This is a genomic window from Dietzia sp. JS16-p6b (assembly GCF_003052165.1).
GTDB lineage: Bacteria > Actinomycetota > Actinomycetes > Mycobacteriales > Mycobacteriaceae > Dietzia.
In genome coordinates this window covers 1,727,935-1,745,232 of sequence record NZ_CP024869.1, presented here as the reverse complement: position 1 = coordinate 1,745,232, position 17,298 = coordinate 1,727,935, and the positions used below count along the sequence as shown (strand labels likewise).

General features: G+C 70.0%; 17 protein-coding genes. 14 read left to right on the top strand and 3 right to left on the bottom strand.

Annotated elements, in window-relative coordinates; genetic code table 11:
* Window positions 1-86: 86 nt before the first annotated feature.
* From CT688_RS07915 to hisG, 4 genes are all read left to right on the top strand, one after another.
* Window positions 87-614 (top strand): hypothetical protein, encoded by a 528-nt coding sequence (locus CT688_RS07915; protein WP_107756454.1) that lies wholly within the window; start codon window positions 87-89, stop codon window positions 612-614.
* Between the two features lie 75 nt (window positions 615-689).
* Window positions 690-1,406, top strand: a complete 717-nt coding sequence (locus CT688_RS07910; protein WP_107756453.1) for an HAD family phosphatase — start codon at window positions 690-692, stop codon at window positions 1,404-1,406.
* Entirely contained in the window at window positions 1,403-1,666 is a 264-nt protein-coding gene (locus CT688_RS07905) for a phosphoribosyl-ATP diphosphatase (RefSeq protein ID WP_017836748.1), read from the top strand. Before CT688_RS07910 ends, CT688_RS07905 begins: the two co-directional genes overlap by 4 nt.
* A 47-nt stretch (window positions 1,667-1,713) precedes the next feature.
* On the top strand, window positions 1,714-2,565 hold the full coding sequence (gene hisG / locus CT688_RS07900; RefSeq protein ID WP_107756452.1) for an ATP phosphoribosyltransferase: 852 nt from the start codon (window positions 1,714-1,716) through the stop codon (window positions 2,563-2,565).
* Window positions 2,566-2,617: 52 nt separating this feature from the next.
* Here the strand turns inward: hisG and CT688_RS07895 are convergent, their stop codons facing one another.
* Both CT688_RS07895 and CT688_RS07890 read right to left on the bottom strand, forming a co-directional pair.
* Entirely contained in the window at window positions 2,618-3,385 is a 768-nt protein-coding gene (locus tag CT688_RS07895; protein ID WP_107756451.1) for a thioesterase family protein, read from the bottom strand.
* Window positions 3,382-4,293 carry a RecB family exonuclease gene (locus CT688_RS07890; RefSeq protein WP_231750555.1) on the bottom strand — a complete coding sequence of 304 codons (912 nt, stop codon included), beginning with the start codon at window positions 4,291-4,293 and terminating at the stop codon, window positions 3,382-3,384. The genes CT688_RS07895 and CT688_RS07890 overlap by 4 nt, the downstream gene beginning before the upstream one ends.
* A 57-nt stretch (window positions 4,294-4,350) precedes the next feature.
* Here CT688_RS07890 and CT688_RS07885 point away from each other — a divergent pair, with 57 nt between their 5' ends.
* The 10 genes from CT688_RS07885 (at window position 4,351) to CT688_RS07840 (ending at window position 16,366) form a co-directional block, all read left to right on the top strand.
* Window positions 4,351-5,190 carry a tRNA (adenine-N1)-methyltransferase gene (locus CT688_RS07885; protein ID WP_107756450.1) on the top strand — a complete coding sequence of 280 codons (840 nt, stop codon included), beginning with the start codon at window positions 4,351-4,353 and terminating at the stop codon, window positions 5,188-5,190.
* 140 nt (window positions 5,191-5,330) lie between these two features.
* The gene (arc, locus tag CT688_RS07880; protein ID WP_107758082.1) at window positions 5,331-7,031 is read left to right on the top strand and encodes a proteasome ATPase; all 1,701 of its coding nucleotides are present in this window, start codon (window positions 5,331-5,333) and stop codon (window positions 7,029-7,031) included.
* Window positions 7,028-8,545: a depupylase/deamidase Dop gene (gene dop / locus CT688_RS07875; RefSeq protein WP_107756449.1), complete on the top strand. Its 1,518-nt coding sequence runs from the start codon at window positions 7,028-7,030 to the stop codon at window positions 8,543-8,545. Before arc ends, dop begins: the two co-directional genes overlap by 4 nt.
* Before the next feature lie 53 nt (window positions 8,546-8,598).
* A complete protein-coding gene (locus tag CT688_RS07870) occupies window positions 8,599-8,775 on the top strand; it encodes a ubiquitin-like protein Pup (protein WP_107756448.1) in 177 nt (58 codons plus the stop codon).
* Window positions 8,776-8,781: 6 nt separating this feature from the next.
* Window positions 8,782-10,188, top strand: a complete 1,407-nt coding sequence (gene pafA, locus CT688_RS07865) for a Pup--protein ligase (RefSeq protein WP_107756447.1) — start codon at window positions 8,782-8,784, stop codon at window positions 10,186-10,188.
* Between the two features lie 10 nt (window positions 10,189-10,198).
* A complete protein-coding gene (locus CT688_RS07860) occupies window positions 10,199-11,167 on the top strand; it encodes a YafY family protein (RefSeq protein ID WP_107756446.1) in 969 nt (322 codons plus the stop codon).
* Window positions 11,164-12,120, top strand: coding sequence for a YafY family protein (locus tag CT688_RS07855; protein ID WP_107756445.1), 957 nt, complete (start codon window positions 11,164-11,166; stop codon window positions 12,118-12,120). The genes CT688_RS07860 and CT688_RS07855 overlap by 4 nt, the downstream gene beginning before the upstream one ends.
* A gap of 108 nt (window positions 12,121-12,228) precedes the next feature.
* Window positions 12,229-12,666: a Sec-independent protein translocase subunit TatA gene (gene tatA, locus CT688_RS07850; RefSeq protein ID WP_107756444.1), complete on the top strand. Its 438-nt coding sequence runs from the start codon at window positions 12,229-12,231 to the stop codon at window positions 12,664-12,666.
* Window positions 12,667-12,738: 72 nt separating this feature from the next.
* Entirely contained in the window at window positions 12,739-13,722 is a 984-nt protein-coding gene (gene tatC / locus CT688_RS07845) for a twin-arginine translocase subunit TatC (protein WP_231750590.1), read from the top strand.
* Window positions 13,706-16,366, top strand: a complete 2,661-nt coding sequence (locus tag CT688_RS07840; RefSeq protein WP_107756442.1) for an RNA helicase — start codon at window positions 13,706-13,708, stop codon at window positions 16,364-16,366. The genes tatC and CT688_RS07840 overlap by 17 nt, the downstream gene beginning before the upstream one ends.
* On the opposite strand, the gene CT688_RS07835 is transcribed toward CT688_RS07840, so the two are convergent.
* Entirely contained in the window at window positions 16,367-17,296 is a 930-nt protein-coding gene (locus tag CT688_RS07835) for a 5'-3' exonuclease (RefSeq protein ID WP_107756441.1), read from the bottom strand.
* Window positions 17,297-17,298 lie beyond the last annotated feature (2 nt).

Genomic DNA, 17,298 nt, shown 5'->3' with positions numbered 1-17,298 from the left:
AACATCCTGCCCGCCCGCACCGATAACCCGGTAAGGCCGTGTGCCCCGGGGACCGCCCGAGAGCCGTAGTCGTCGAGGAGACTGTCATGAGTATCATCCGTCGGTCAGTTGCGCTCACCTGTGCGGCGACCCTGCTCGCCGGGGGAGGGGCGGCGATCGGATCCCCTGTGGCGTCAGCGCAGGTATGGCGCGAGTCGCCCGCCTGGGATGTCCGTATGCCGTACCCGCTGGGCGGTGAGCACACCATTCGCTTCGGCGCCTTCACCACCTGCAGGCTGGGCGGCGACGAGCGTTTCCACCAGGCGCTGAGCGCGAACGCCAGGGACCTCGACCAGCCCGTCGGCTCGTTCGACTTCTCGGCCACCCTGCTGCCGTTCAACTCGGCGACGGTGGAGTGGCACAACATCGATACCGATACCAGGGGGGTGCACACCGTCCAGTCGACCGGACCCGAAGTCGGCATCGGCGGTGTGTTCACCGGCCACGGGCGGTTGGCGGTCACCATCACCACCAGCAAGTCCGCCTTTCCGACCTTCGCCCCCGGGTCGGTCGTACCGTTCGCCTCCGCCACCCATACCGAGCGCTTCCTCGTCCCGGCAGGCACCTGCAACTGAGCGGCGGTCGGCGGGGAGGCCAACGGGACCGGTCACGGTACCCCCGGTCTCCCCATGTCGGGTAGACAGTAGGCCGTGACCAGCATTTCGCCCGATCAGGTCCCCGCCGCCGTGTGTCTCGACATGGACGGCACTCTCGTCGACACCGAGCGACTGTGGGACATCGCCGTCTACGAGCTCGCGGAGTACCTGGGACGACCGCTCGACGAGGCGACCCGCGAACGGACGCTGGGGAACTCGCTACCGGGATTCTTCGCGATCCTCGGCGAGTACACGGGGCGGACCATCGAGGGGGCCGAGTTCGATCGACTGGCCCGCAGGCTGAACTCGCGGGTCACCGAGCTCATGCGGTCCGATATGCGGTGGCGGCCGGGCGCCGAGGAACTGCTGGATGACCTCGCGTCGACGAACGCCCCGGTGGCCCTGGTGACCAACACGACCGCGGATGTCGCCACGGTTCCGCTGGAGTTCATCGACCGTTCGCGATTCGATGTGGTGGTGACGGGGTGCATGGTGGTCGACCCCAAGCCGGCTCCCGACCCCTATCTGCTGGCCTGCTCACGGCTCGGGGTCCAGGCGACGGCCGCCGTGGCCGTCGAGGACTCGGTCACCGGGGCCACCGCCGCGGTCACCGCGGGGTGCCGGGTCCTCTATGTTCCGTCCACCGACGGACAGCCGGACGTGGCCGGGGCACACACCCACCCGAGCCTGGCCGGCGTGACCGCGTCCGGTCTCGCCGCCCTCACCTCGGGAACGCCACTGGGCGTGGCTGTGGGAGAATCAGGCGCGTGAAGACCTTCGACTCCCTGTTCGCCGAGCTGTCCGAGCGCATCGCCGCGCGTCCCGAGGACTCCGGCACCGTCGCAGCCTTCGACAAGGGCGTCCACCATCTGGGCAAGAAGGTCAACGAAGAGGCGGGCGAGGTGTGGATCGCGGCCGAGTACCAGTCGGACGAGGAACTGGCCGAGGAGATCTCGCAGCTCCTCTACTGGACCCAGGTCATGATGCTCAAGCGCGGACTCGGTCTCGAGGACGTCTACCGGCATCTCTAGCCGCCACCGCCGTCACCCCGCCCGCACCGAATCCTGGAGCCACCACCATGCTGCGTGTCGCAGTGCCCAACAAGGGCGCCCTGTCCGAGTCCGCCTCCGAGATGCTGTCCGAGGCGGGGTACCGCCGACGTACCGAGGGCAGCAAGGATCTCACGCTGATCGACCGTGAGAACGATGTCGAGTTCTTCTTCCTGCGACCCAAGGACATCGCCGTCTACGTGGGTTCCGGCCGCCTCGAGTTGGGCATCACCGGCAGGGACCTGAGCATGGATTCGATGGCGGAGGTGGACGAGCTCCTCGAGCTGGGGTTCGGACACTCCACCTTCCGGTACGCCGGCCCGGCGGGCAGTGGGTGGACCTCGGACCGCCTGGCGGGGGCCCGCATCGCGACGTCGTACCCCAACATCGTCCGGCAGGACCTCGAGAGGCGGGGGATCGATGCCGAGGTCATCCGACTCGACGGCGCGGTGGAGATCTCCATCCAGCTCGGGGTGGCCGACTGCATCGCCGACGTGGTGGGTTCCGGTCGCACTCTCAAGGTGCACGGTCTGGAGGCGTTCGGGGAGGTCCTGTGCGACTCGATGGGGGTGCTGATCTCGCGTACGGGCGAGGCGATCACTCCCGCGATGGCCCAGCTGAGGGCGCGTCTCCAGGGCGTCGTCTTCGCCCAGCAGTACATGATGCTGGACTACGACTGCCCCAGGGAGATCCTCGACTCGGTCTCGGCGATCACCCCGGGGATCGAGTCCCCCACGGTCTCCCCGATGGCCGATCCGGCATGGGTGGCGGTCCGGTCGATGGTCCCGCGCAAGAAGGTCAACTCGATCATGGACGAGCTCGTCGCCGCTGGCGCCAAAGCCGTCATCGCCACGGACATCCGGTCCTGCCGCATGGGGTGAGCCCGCCAGTCCTACCCGCCCGTGCGGCTCGCTCGGTTCCGATCAGTCCCGCTCAGACCCGTTCCACCAGGAGAGCCTGAAGCGTGTGCCCGATCGCGCCCACCTCGTCGTAGAGGGTGCCGGAGGTGGCCCCGACGCCGTCGGGGCCGATCGAGGCGTCCGCGGTGACCCCGATCCACTCGCCGACGGGACGCCGGTGCAGATGGGTGACCAGGTCCGTGTTGAGGAACCGCCATTCGTCGGGTTCGAGAACGGCCCCGACACCGTTCGCGATGTCGGCCACCGCCATGACCCGCTCCACGGGCGTCATCTCCTCACCGGAGACCAGAGGGAGAGTGGGACGGGCCCAGACGACCCCGTCCTGCGCACCGCGGATCTCCAGCGAGTCGATGTAGCCACTGGTCCACCGGTCGAAGAAATCACTGTCGTGATCCACCTCCGGGAGCTCGCGCGGGCGGTCTGCCGTCTGCTCGACCACGGCGGTGTCGCCGACGGACATCCGCCAGGCGCTCGCTCTGGCGACGATCCGTCCCCCCGCCTCGAGTTCCGCCTCGAGCAGTTGGATCCGGCGACCGGGACGGACGATGCGGGCCCGGGTGCGGACCTCGCCCAGCGGCACGGGCCCGAGCAGGTCCACGGTGACGCGAGCGATCCTGGTCGACTCCGCCCGTTCGAGACGATCCATCGCGCGGGTGAGCACGGCCGAGGGCGGGGATCCGTGCTGCAGGTCCGGACCCCAGGCGCTCACCGTGTGCGGGGTCGCCCGGAAGACCTCCCAGCCGTCATCAGTGCCCAACGGCTCGAAGTAGGCCTCCGTCATGATGTGCTCCTCGGTCCGGCGTGCCCCGCTGCGGGGTTCGTGACCTCGAGAGGTATCACGCGACGCCCCGGCCAGCCCGGGTACTCGGGCGGGGTCCCCCCGTACGCCGGGCACAACGCCTGATGATTGCACCAGTCGCACAGCCGGGAGGTACGTGGGGGGAAGATCCCGGTCTCACCCGCCCGCTCGATCTCCGCCCACAGCGAGTCGAGCTGGGACTCCGTCTCGGTGAGCGCCGCGAGATCGGGGGTCAGGGTGAGCCAGCTGCCGTTCCTGAGGTAGATCAACTTGAGCTGCGCGGGCACCACACCGTGGGTGCGCTGGTACATCAGGGCGTAGAACCGCATCTGGAACATCGCCTGGTCCTGATAGCGCGGACGGGGCGGTTTGCCTGTCTTGTAGTCGACCACCCTGACCTCGCCGGTCGGCGCCACGTCCACCCTGTCCAGGTAGCCGTGGAGCGGGGTACCGGACGCGGTCGAGGTGACGAGATACTGCTCACACGCCGCGGGGGAGAAGCGCCGGGGATCCTCGATCCCGTAGAGCGCGGATACCAGGGCGGCGACCTCCGTCTGGAACTCCGCCCTCCCGCTGAGCGGCACCACCTCGGCGCCCCCGCCCTCGTAGAAGAGTTCCACCGCGGTGGGCACGAGTTCCGCAGCGCGTTCCGGGGCGCGCTCGGACTGCTCCAGTGCGTACAGGTCCTCGAGCACCGAGTGCACGACGGTGCCCAGGACCTGGGCGCGGGTCTTCGGTTCCGGGATCCTGTCGATCGCCTTGAGCCGGTAGAGCAGGGGGCACTGCCTGAAGTCGGCGGCACGCGACGCCGACAACGCCAGGGGCCTGCGCTCCGGCGGGGGCACGCCATCCGGAGCACCGCCGCGTCCGATTTCCAGGGGATCCGTCACACCTGGCAGGGTAGACAACCGGTCGGACAACCGGCCGCCGTCCCCTGGAGGTCCACCGTGCAGCGATCCGGCCCGTTCGTCGTCGGCGACCGCGTCCAGCTCACCGATACCAAGGGACGCAAGTACACCGTCGTCCTGGCCGCGGGAGCGGAGTTCTTCACCCACCACGGCGCGGTCCGGCACGACGATCTGATCGGAGCAGCCGAGGGGTCGATCGTCAGGTCCTCCGGGGACGCCGACTACCTCGCGCTGCGCCCGCTTCTCACCGACTACGTCCTGTCGATGCCGCGCGGGGCCCAGGTGATCTACCCCAAGGACGCCGCACAGATCGTCCACGAGGGCGATGTGTTCCCCGGCGCACGTGTGCTCGAGGCCGGGGCGGGTTCCGGTGCCCTGACCTGTTCACTGCTGCGCGCGGTGGGCCCCGGGGGCCGGGTCCTGTCGTACGAGATCCGCGAGGACCACGCCGAGCACGCCGAACGCAACGTCCGGACGTTCTACGGCGAGCACCCCGAGAACTGGGACCTGCGTGTCGCCGATCTCGCGGAGGCCTCCGTGGAGGCACTCGGTGGACAGGTCGACCGCGTGGTGTTGGACATGCTCGCCCCCTGGGACTGCCTGCCCACGGTGCGCGACGTCCTGGTCCCCGGGGGTGTCCTCGTGGTCTACGTGGCCACCACCACCCAGATGTCCGACGTCGTGGAGGCCCTGCGTCGCCAGGAGTGCTGGACGGAGCCGCGGGCGTGGGAGTCGATCAACCGGGGCTGGCACGTCGTGGGCCTGGCGGTCCGACCCGAGCACCGCATCCAGGGCCACACCGCGTTCCTGGTCACCGCCCGTCGCCTCGCCGAGGGCGTGACCACCCTCAAGCCCAGGCGCCGGGCCGGCAAGCACTGACCCCCGGAGCCGGCGCGCACACCGGCCCGCCCCGCACCCGGCCACTCACCCCGGCGCGCACCCGGCCGCTCACCCCGGCGATAGGGTGGGGGCGACGACGACGAGGATGTCGTCCGCGAGTCGGAGGGCGGGTGATCGAGGTGACCGAGGGACGTTCCCCGGGCGAGCGGGGCGGCGACAGCGTGACGCTGGACCGGGCCGAGCTCGCGCGACTGCGCAACGCCGTCGACGAGGGTGCGCGCACGGACCGGGAGAAGTCGGTCAAGATCGACGCCCTCGGCGCCCGCAACGTCCGACTCGCCGAACTGCTCAAGGAATCCCGCGACGAGCTACAGGTCCTCAAGGGCGAGGTCGAGCGGCTCGGCACGCCCCCCAGTACGTACGGAATCGTGCTGCAGGACCCCGTGGACGCCGATACCGCGGAGGTCATGGCGGCCGGTCGGCGGATGCGTCTGACCCTGGCGCCCGGGGTCGACCCCTCCGTGCTCGCGGCGGGCGTCACCGTCCGCCTGAACGAAGCGATGACCGTCATCGAGGCCTGCACCGGCCTCCCCGTCACCGGCGTCACCGCGGTCTTCCGGGACGTGCTGGCCGACGGGGTGCGGGCCCGCGTGGTGATGGGCAACGACGAGGAGCACGTCGTCCATCTGGCGTCCGGGTTGCGCGGAGGGCGCACCGCCGCCCACCCGGCGCCGGTGCGCCCGGGCGACGCGGTCCTGGTGGACCCCAAGGCCGCCGTGGCGTTCGAGGTCGTGCCCAAGGCCGAGGTCGACGAGCTCCTGCTCGAGGAGATCCCGATGGTCGAGTACTCCGACATCGGCGGTCTCGGCGCACAGATCGAGCAGATCCGCGATGCCATCGAACTGCCCTTCGTCCACCATGAGCTCTACCGCGAGTTCCATCTCGCCCCGCCGAAGGGGGTGCTGCTCTACGGCCCTCCCGGGTGCGGCAAGACCCTGATCGCGAAGGCGGTCGCGCACTCGTTGGCGCTGGCCTCGGCGACGTCGCGGGGGGAGGACACCAGCGACGGCCGGTACCCCAACTCCTACTTCCTCTCCATCAAGGGTCCGGAACTGCTCAACAAGTACGTGGGCGAGACCGAGCGGCACATCCGGTCGATCTTCGAGCGGGCTCGGGAGAAGGCGACCGAGGGCAACCCGGTGATCGTGTTCTTCGACGAGATGGACTCCATCTTCCGCACCCGCGGGTCGGGCATCTCCTCCGACATGGAGACCACGATCGTCCCTCAGCTCCTCGCCGAGATCGACGGGGTGGAGGACCTGCGCAACGTCATCGTGATCGGCGCCTCCAACCGGGAGGACATGATCGACCCGGCGATCCTGCGCCCGGGCCGACTCGATCTCAAGATCCGGATCGACCGCCCGGACGCCGACGCCGCGGCCGACATCCTCGCCAAGTACATCACGCCGGATCTACGGTTCGATCCGGACGAGGTCGGTTCCGCGGGCGGCGAGGAGCATGTCCGCGGCCTCATCACCCGGATCGTCGACCGTCTCTACACCAGGGACGAGTCGACCACCTACGTGCATCTGGTCCACGCGTCCGGCCGACGGTCGTCCCTCCATCTCGCGGATCTGACCTCCGGGGCGATGCTGCGCAACATCGTGGACCGGGCCAAGAAAATCGCGATCAAGGACATCGTGCACGGCACCGGACAGGGTCTGACGACCGACGATTTCCTGGACGCCGTCGACGCGGAGTTCGCGGAGAACACCGATCTGCCCAACACCTCCAACCCGCAGGAATGGGCGCGTCTCGCGGGGGTCCGGGGAGAACGCGTGGTCGAGGTCATCGTGCCGCATTGGGAGGACGAGCGGTGACCCCGACCGGGCGGGACGCGTCCGACGAGGTCGCGAGAGGCCGGGTGATCGGGACCGAGATCGAGTTCGGCATCGTCGCCGTGGGTCAGCCGCTGCTCAGCTCGGTGGTCACCTCGACCCAGGTGGTCAAGGCGTACACCGACCCGGGCGAGGTCGCCGGGACCGCCGATGCGACCCGGTGGGACTACGGGTCCGAATCGCCCCTACGCGACGCCCGCGGCTTCGATCTCGGCTCCGCCCGCGCCTACGATCCGAGCGAGTTCGGGGTGAGCAACCGGGTGCTCACCAACGGCGCGCGCTTCTACGTCGACCACGCACACCCCGAATACTCCTCTCCCGAGGTCGATTCCCCGATCGACGCGGTGATCTGGGACAAGGCGGGGGAGCGGATCATGCACCGGGCCGGTAGTGAGTCGTCCGCCGTCGACGGCAACGCCGAGCTCAAGCTCTACAAGAACAACGTCGACGGCAAGGGCGCGTCCTACGGCGCCCACGAGAACTACCTCGTGCGTCGCGAGGTCGACTTCGACGAACTCTCGATGAGCCTGGCGCCTCATCTGGTCTCCCGCCAGGTGTTCTGCGGTGCCGGGCGGGTCGGCATAGGTCAATCCGGGGAGGAGCCCGGTTTCCAGATCTCCCAACGCGCCGACTACATCGAGGTGTTCACCGGTCTGGAGACCACTCTGCGCCGCGGGATCATCAACACCCGCGACGAACCGCACGCCCCGGACGAGACGTGGCGCCGCCTCCACGTGATCCTCGGCGACGCCAACATGGCCGAGCTCGCGACGTACCTGAAGATCGGCACCACCTGCCTGGTCCTGGACGCGATCGAGGCGGGGATCGACCTGTCGGACCTGGTCCCGGTCGACCCCGTCGAGGCGGTACACACCATCAGCCACGACCCGTCCCTCACCGCCACCGTCGCACTGCCCGACGGCCGGGCGCTCACGGGGATCGGCCTCCAGCGCGAGATCCTCGGCCGCGTGTCGGACCTGGTCGGCGACGGCACGGGGCGCCCGGGGTGGGCCGTCGAGGTCCTGGCCGAATGGCGGGAGATCCTCGACGCACTCGAGCGGGACCCCATGTCGTGCGCCGATCGGCTGGACTGGCCGGCCAAACTCCGCCTCCTGGAGGGGTTCAGGGCACGCGACACCCTGGGATGGGACCACGCACGCCTGGCCCTCATCGACGTCCAGTACCACGACATCGACCCGGAGCGGGGACTCTACAACCGCCTGGTGGGCAAGGGTGCCATGCGCAGGATGGTCACCGAGGCCCGCGTCGAGGCCGCGGTGACCACCCCTCCCGAGTCCACGCGGGCCTGGGCCCGGGGGCGCTTCCTGGCCCTGCTCGGTGAGCGCGTCCACGCCGCGGGGTGGGACCACGTCGTCGTCGTCGATTCCCGCGGCGACCACCGCCACGTGGACCTCGCCGACCCGTATACCGGGACCCGCGCCCACTGCGACGCGCACCCGGAGTTCCTCAGCCCCGACGGCCCGCTGCTCCGCTGAGCATCCCGCTCACACGGCCCGTCCCGTCCACACCACGACAGGAGAACCACCCGATGTCCCAGATCCAGAAGAACGCCGGCGGCGCAGGCGAGCCGGACGACGAGGCCGGGCAGGTCGCCGCGACCGCGCAGACCTCGTCCGCCGACTCACTGCTCGACGAGATCGACGACATCCTCGAGACCAACGCCGAGGAGTTCGTGAAGTCCTACGTCCAGAAGGGCGGGCAGTAGGCCGCCATGATCCGCCGCATCGTCGGGATCGAGACGGAGTTCGGGATCACCAGCGTCGGTGGCGAGGGTTCGCGCTCGCTCGGGCCCGACGAGATCGCCCGCTACTTCTTCCGTCCCGTCGTCGAACGCTGGCGCAGTTCGAACGTGTTCCTCGAGAACGGATCCCGCCTCTATCTGGACGTGGGTTCCCATCCCGAGTACGCGACCGCGGAGTGCGACGGTCTGGAGCAGATCGTCGCCCACGACAGGGCGGGGGAGCGGATCATCGACGACCTCGCCGTCCACGCCGAACAGTCGCTCGCGGCCGAGGGCATCGACGCCAAGGTCTACCTGTACAAGAACAACACCGACACCGCGGGCAACTCCTACGGCTCGCACGAGAACTACCTCCTCGACCGGTCGACCCAGGTCCGGAGCATGGCCACGACGCTGCTGCCGTTCCTGGTGAGCCGGCAGCTCATCTGCGGCGCCGGCAAGATCCTGCCCGGGACCCCGGCGGGCGTGGGCACCGCCGAGGACGGGGAGACCACCTTCTGCTTCTCCCAGCGGGCCGAGCACATGTGGGACGGTGTCTCGTCGGCCACCACCCGATCGCGCCCCCTCATCAACACCCGCGACGAGCCCCACGCTGACTCGACCCGGTTCAGGCGTATGCACGTCATCGTGGGCGATTCCAACATGATCGAGACCACGACCCTGCTCAAGGTCGCCAGCACCCGACTGGTGTTGGAGACGCTCGAGGCCGGCGTCCCGTTGCGCCCGATGGCGATCGCCCACCCCGTCCGCGCGATCAGGGAGATCAGCCGCGACCTCACCGGGACCCGGCCGGTCACCCTCACCGACGGCACCACGATGACCGCCCTGGAGATCCAGCGGGAGTTCCTGGCCGCGGTCCACCGCCACCTCGGTCATGGCGGGTGGGAGCGCGACGACCGCCCCGTCGTGGAGAGGTGCGTGACCCTGTGGGAGCGGGTCCTCGACGCGATCGAGTCCGGCGACCACGACGCGATCGCCGGTGACATCGACTGGGCCGCGAAGCTGCGGCTCATCCGACAGGTCCAGGGCAGGACGGGGGTCGACCTGGATCACCCGCGGTTGGCACAGATCGACCTGACCTACCACGACATCCGGCCGGGACGCGGGCTGCACTCCGTGCTCGAACGCCGTGGTCTGGTCTCGCGGGTGGTGAGCGACCCGGAGATTGAACGGGCCCGGCGGATCGCGCCGGAGACCACCCGGGCGGCGCTGCGTGGCCGCTTCATCTCCGCCGCCACCGCGGCCCGGCGGGACTACACCGTGGACTGGGTGCATCTCAAGGTCGCCGACGGCACCCTGCCCACGGTCGCGCTCACGGACCCGTTCACCGCCGAGGACCCGCGTGTCGACGGCCTGATCGCCGCGCTCGGCCGATAGCGTCCTGCCCGTGCCCACCTCCAAGTCCCAACGGCTGGTCAACCTCGTCATCTGTCTGAGGTCGACCAACGCCTTCCTGTCCGCGGGGGAGATCCGCAGGATGGTCCAGGGTTACGACGACTGCGAGAACGAGGCCGCATATCTGAGGATGTTCGAGCGGGACAAGCGGGAACTCCGCGAGGTGGGCGTCCCCCTCGAACAGGGAGCCTCGCTGGCGCCGGGGTCCCCGGCCGGCTACCGGATCCCCGCCGGTGGATACGAGCTCCCCGAGATCACCCTCACCCCCGAACAGGCCGGGGTGCTGGCCGTGGCCTCCGAGGTGTGGCGCGAGGGCGAGCGGGCCGCCCGGGCCGACGGGGCTCTGGCCAAGCTCACCGCCGCGGGTATCGACCCGGTGCACGACGCCGGTGCGACCGTGACGGTGGAGGACCCGGCCGAACTCGCGGTTGCCGCCGTCGTCGCGGAGGCGGTCGCGGAGGGCCGGCTCCTCACGTTCTCGCACACCCCTGCAGGGGCGACGGCACCGAGCGCCCGGAGGATCGAACCGTGGTGGACCGGGTCCCGACAGGGACACTGGTACGTGGTCGGTCACGACCTCGATCGCGGCGAACCCCGCACCTTCCGCCTGGTGAGGGTCTCGGACGTCCGGGTGGGCCAGGCCGGCCGGACCGTCCCGGTTCCACGGACCTCCGAGGTGCTGGCGCTCCTCGACGACGCCATCTCCCGCCTGAACCCGGTGGTCGAGGCCACCGTGTGGGCGGCGGACGGCCACGCCGCCGAACTCCGTGCGATGGCCCGCGACGCCGCATCTGCCGACCGGTTCGGGCGTGGGGGAGCGGACCTGGAGGTGTGTGCTCCGCTCGGTGAGCTGGCGTCGATGGTGGCATCCCAGGGCGCCGACGCCGTGGCCCTCCGGCCCGCCGGACTCCGCGATCGAGTCCTGACGATCCTCTCCGCCGCCGAGGAGGCCGACCGATGACCTCCCGTGCCGTCCCACTGGCGACGCTGCTCAGCGTGGTCCCGTACTTCCACACCCGGGGCGCGGTGCGCGTGGACGAGGCCGCGCGGGATCTCGGCATGACGGAGCAACAACTGCGGGACGCGCTCTGGCAGCTGTGGTCCTGCGGTCTACCCGGCTACGGGCCGGGTGACCTCATCGACCTCGCCTTCTCCTCGGAGGACCTGGACGACGCCGAACTGGTCGAGGTGACGTTCACCGCCGGGATCGATCGTCCCGTCCGGCTCACCGCGGCCGAGGCCGTCACCCTGGAGACCGGACTCGCGATCTTCCTCGATCATCCCGAGGTGGTCGACCAGACCGCCCTGCGTGATCTGCTGCGGACCCTCCGGACCGCGGCCGGCGTCGAGGCCCGGGCGGAGGAGCCCTCCCGCCCCGACACCCCGCCGGACGCCGATGTGGTCCGCACCGCCGTCCACGACGGACGCGCACTGCGATTCGTCTACCACTCGGCCAGCTCGGACACCTCGACCACCAGAGTGGTCGATCCCGCTCGGCTCTCCGTGTCCGACGGGCACTCCTACGTCCACGGGGTCGATCGCGGGACCGGGCAGTGGAGGACCTTCCGCACCGACCGGATGAGCGGGGTCGAAGAGGTCGGACCGCGCCGGCCGCTCGGACCGGAACCCCAGGACGACGGAGGGGCGGGCGTCCTCCTGGAACGGGCCGTCGTTCCCGCGGCGGCCGCGTGGTTCCTCGACGAGTTCGCGTTCCACGACGTGGTCCGGCGCCCCGACGGCGATCTCGACGTCTCGATCGCCTACCACGACCGGACGTGGCTGGTCAGGTTCCTGCTCGGACACGCCGACGTCGTGACGCCGTCCGACCCCGGACTGGCCGCGGAGATCGCCGACCGGGCCATCGCCGGGCTCGCGCTCTACGAGGCCGGCGACGACTCGGTGTCCTCGCCGTGAAAACCGCGTGAACCCGCTGGTCACCGCATTCGAAGGGGGGGACCGCGCCTCCGGCTGTCGGCGTGGGTGCGTTAGCATGGCCGTGTTGTCACACAATCGGAGGTAGACATGGGTGCGTTGAGCATCTGGCACTGGCTCATCGTTCTCGCGGTGGTGCTGCTCCTCTTCGGCTCCAAGAAGCTCCCCGACGCCGCTCGTGGCCTCGGGCGGTCGATGCGGATCTTCAAATCGGAGATCAAGGAGATGCAGAACGACGACAAGCCTGCCGAGCCGGAAGCGCTCACCCAGGCGGGTCAGCCGAACGCCGCGCAGTACGTCCAGCCGCAGGCGCACCCCACGCAGGCGCAGCATCAGGCTCAGGGCTACCCGCAGGCTCCGCAGCAGCCGTACCAGCAGCAGGGCCAGTCCCAGCAGCAGTACCAGCACCCGCCGCAGACAGGGCAGCAGTACCCGCAGACGCCGCAGCAGGGTCAGCAGCACCAGCAATCGCCACAGCACGTCGACCCCACCGGCCCGTACGACGGCGGAACCGGCACCCAGCGGTAGCAGGTATCCCCACAGATGACGCAGACAGGACCCCAGAAGACCGGCGCCACCCCCGGGGGCGGCGCCGGTCGGATGTTGTCCAGGCGCAAGCGCCGGCCCCGGAACCCCGACGGCACGATGCCGCTCATCGAGCACATCTACGAGCTGCGCAAGCGACTGCTCATCGCCCTCGCGGCGATCGTGGTGACGCTGGGCTTCGGGTTCTGGTGGTACGGCAGCGGATTCTTCGGCGTCCCCTCGCTGGGTGAGATCCTCACCGGCCCCTACTGCGACATCCCACCCGGCGCACGCCTACAACTGGGTGACGCGGACGACCAGTGTCGGCTCCTCGCGACCGGCCCCTTCGAGCAGTTCATGCTCCGTCTCAAGGTGGCCGCCACCGCCGGGATCGTGTTGGCCAGCCCGGTCTGGCTCTACCAGCTGTGGGCCTTCATCACGCCGGGCCTGCACAAGAACGAGAAGCGCTACGGAATCGCGTTCACCGTACTCGCCGCCATCCTGTTCATCGGCGGGGCGGTCCTGGCCTACGTCGTGATCGTCTTCGCCCTCGAGTTCCTGCTCTCCATCGGCGACAACGTCCAGACCACGGCCCTGTCGGGCACGCAGTACTTCTCCTTCCTCATCCAGCTGATCCTCATCTTCGGGGTGAGCTTCGAGATCCCGCTGCTCATCGCGATGCTCAACGTCGCCGGTGTGCTCAGGTACGAGGTGCTCGCCAGGTCGCGGCGCGGGATCATCATGGGGATCTTCGTCTTCGCCGCCGTCGCCTCGCCCGGTCAGGATCCGTTCTCGATGCTGGCGCTCGCCGCGGCGGTGTGCGTGTTGGTGGAAATGTCCATCCAGTTCGCCCGCATCCACGACAAGCGCAAGAGCAGGGCCCGCGAGGAATGGCTCGACGTCGACGACGAGTCCGCCTCACCGCTGGGTCCGTCCGAGCGCCTCGACGGTTCCGGGGAGGTCCGTTCCACTGGCCCGCTCGCCGCGCCCGAGCCGGTCAGCGGTGCACGGCCCCTCCAGGCACCGTCGGGTGGGGCGATGTATGACGACACGCTCTGAGCCGCACGACGCGGGCACCCTGCTCGAGTCGTTCCTCCAGACGGAGGGTTTCGATCCGGACCCGTTCCAGCTCGAGGCCTTCTCCGCGCTCGACGCCGGCCGCAATCTCCTCGTCTCGGCGCCCACCGGGTCGGGCAAGACGCTCATCGGGGAGTACGCGGCCCACCGGGCCCTTGCCGGCGGCGGCCGGTGCTTCTACACCACGCCCGTCAAGGCTCTGAGCAACCAGAAGTTCCGTCAGTTCCGGCACCGCTTCGGGCCCGAGAACGTGGGGTTGCTCACCGGGGATCACTCCATCGACGCCGACGCCCCGGTGGTGGTGATGACCACCGAGGTTCTGCGGAACATGATCTACTCCGGGTCCTCCGCCCTGCACGACCTGGACTGCGTGGTGATGGACGAGATCCACTACCTCGGGGACCGGTCGCGAGGCGTGGTCTGGGAGGAGATCATCCTGACCCTCGACCCGGCGGTCCGACTCGTGGGCCTGTCGGCGACGTTGAGCAACACCGAGGAACTCGGGGACTGGATCACCGAGATCCGCGGCGACACCGCGGTGGTGCTCTCCGACGTGAGGCCCGTTCCCCTCGCGCACATGCTCTACACGGACGGTGACCTGGTCCCCGTCCGGGCCGCCGCCGACCATCGACGGCGCAGCCGGGGCGGGTATCACGACGAACAGGTGGCGGCCCGACCCCGGGCCCAGTGGGCGCGACGTCAGGACGTGATCGAGAAGCTCGACGACGACCATCTGCTGCCCGCGATCTACTTCGTGTTCTCCCGGGCCGGGTGCGACGGGGCGGTCTCCCAGATGCGCCGGGCCCGGTTGCGGCTGACCACGGGGGAGGAGTCGCGACGGATCGCCGCGCACGTCGACGCCGCGTGTGCGCAGGTTCCCCGGCACGACCTGGACGCCCTCGACTTCGCCGCCTTCAGGGCCGGACTGATCAGTGGCATCGCCGCCCACCACGCGGGCATGCTCCCGCTGTTCCGGACCGTCGTGGAGGAGTTGTTCTCGGCCGGTCTGATCAAGGTCGTGTTCGCCACGGAGACCCTCGCCCTGGGCATCCACATGCCGGCCCGCGCGGTCGTCCTGGAGAAGACCACCAAGTTCAACGGCGACACCCATGCGATGCTCACCTCCGCGGAGTACTCCCAGATCACCGGCCGCGCCGGCAGGAGGGGGATCGACACCAAGGGCACCGCGGTGGTGTTGGACCAACAGGATCTCGACCTGGACGCGCTGTCCGCTCTCGTGGACACCCCACGTTTCCCCCTGCTCAGTGCGTTCACCCCGGACTACTCCATGGCCGTCAACCTCGTGGAACAACTCGGCGTGGCGGAGGCGACCTCGCTCATCGGCAGGTCGTTCGCCCAGTTCCAGACCGACCGCACGCTGGTGTCCCGGTCCCGGGCGGTCGAACGCAGGACGGACGAGCGGGACCGGATCCGTGCGGACCTGGAGGAGGCCGGCGGCGACTCCCAGCTCGACGAGTACATGTCGCTGCGCGCGGACCTGAGCCGGCTCGAGAAATCCACCGAGAAGGCCACCCGCGACGACCGGCTGGAATCCGTGCGCGCGGCGATGCTCAAGCAGACCGCGGGTTCCGTGATCACCGTCGGCCGCAAGCGGTTCGGCATGGTCGCCACGGTGCTCCAGGTGCGCACCGACATCCCCTCCGACCCGGCCCTGTTGTGTCTGACCGATTCCGGCTGGACCGGCTGGCTGCGCCAGCAGGACTTCGCGGCGCCCCCCGTGCCGGTGGGGAGGGTCGACCTGCCACGCGGTCGCCGCAAACTCGACGGACGGGCCAAACGGGCACTCGTCCAGCGGATGGAGGGGCTGCGCGGCAAGGCCAGAGGCCGGATGAAGAACGCCGGGGGCAAGTCCGTCCGTAAGGACCCGCGACTCGCGGCCACGCGCCGGGCCCTGCGCCAGCACCCCCTGCACGAGGATCCCCGGATCGACAGGCTGGCCCGTCTCCACGAACGCTGGGCACGAGCCGCGGCGGACGTGGACACGCTCACCGCGGAGGTGGAGGCGGATTCCGACTCCCTGGCCCGCCGGTTCCGCAGGATCGTCGACCTGCTCGACCACCTCGGTTACGTGGAGAAGCACGAGGGGGAGGTCCGTGCCACGGAGGCCGGCCGCCTACTGGCGGGCATCCACACCGAGCAGGACCTGTTCGTGGCGGAGTGTCTCCGGCGCGGGGTGTGGTCAGGGCTCGACCCGGCGGGGCTGGCCGCGGTGATCACCACCGTCGTGGCCCACCCCCGTAGCGAGTCGGCGGTCCGCGAGCCCTCCGACGAGGTGCTGCGCGCCGCCCTCGCCGAGACCGACCGCGTCGCCGCGGACGTCACGGCGGCCGAGAAGTCCCACCAGTTGCCGCCGACCCCCGATCTCGATGCCGGACTCGCCCCGGTCCTGCACCACTGGGTGTCGGGCGGTGCGCTCTCGTCGATCCTCGCCGCGTCCTGGCAGGAGGGCGTGGAACTCACCGCCGGGGACTTCGTGCGATCGGCTCGTCTCGTCGTGGACGTCCTGGCCCAGGTCGGACAGGTCGCGGAGCCCGAACTGGCGCGCACGGCGCGATCGGCCGTGGGGTCACTGCGTCGCGGCGTCGTCCTCGACCACATGGCCTGATCAGGCCGGGTCGAGCACCGAGGCGGCCTTCTCCAGACGTCCGATCGCTCGGCTCTGCCCGGTCGCCTCTCCCAGGAGATCCAACTTCTCGCGGTCCACGGGTCCTCGCCGACCGTCGGCATCCCCCTCGAACTCCGTCTCGACACCCCGCGTCCGGAGCCGGACCACCCCGCGGGCGGCGGTCAGATAGTCGGCGGCCTCGAGGACCGCCCTGCGCTGCCGCGCGGCGAGGCCCGACCCCTCGTCCTCGGCGGCCGCCACGATGCCGTCGAGGTCTCCGTACTCCCGCAAGAGGGAGGCCGCGGTCTTGGTGCCGATACCCGCCACCCCTGGCAGACCGTCAGAGGCGTCACCGACCAGCACCGCGTAGTCCGCGTACACCCGCGCATCGTCGCCGGCGGGCAGGTCGAATCGCTCCGCGACGACCTCCGGGGTGTACGCGAGGCGCTTTCTCATCCCCGCCCCCACGTACACGACCGTGGTGGTCGCGGACGCCAGCTGGAACAGGTCTCGATCTCCGGTCACCACCAGCACCTCACGGTCGCGGGCGGCGAGCTCCGCCAGAACGTCGTCGGCCTCCGCGTCGGAAGCGGACGCCTGCGTGATGCCGGCCGCTGTGAGGATCTGCTGTATCGCACCGACCTGGGGGTGGAGTGAGGCGGGCGCGTCCTCACCGCCGTCGTCGCCGACCCGGTGGGCCTTGTACGAGGGCAGCAGCTCGACGCGCCAGTCGGGGCGCCACTCTCGGTCGAGGGCGGCCACCAGGCCCGTCGGCGAGTACTCCTCGAGCAGTACCGACACCATGTCGCAGAACCCGCGCACCGCGTTGGCCGGTGCACCGTCCGGCCCGGTGATCTTCTCCGGTACCGAGTGGAACGCGCGGAACCACAGGCCGGCGCTGTCGAGAACCATGAGCGGGCCCTGGGACACCG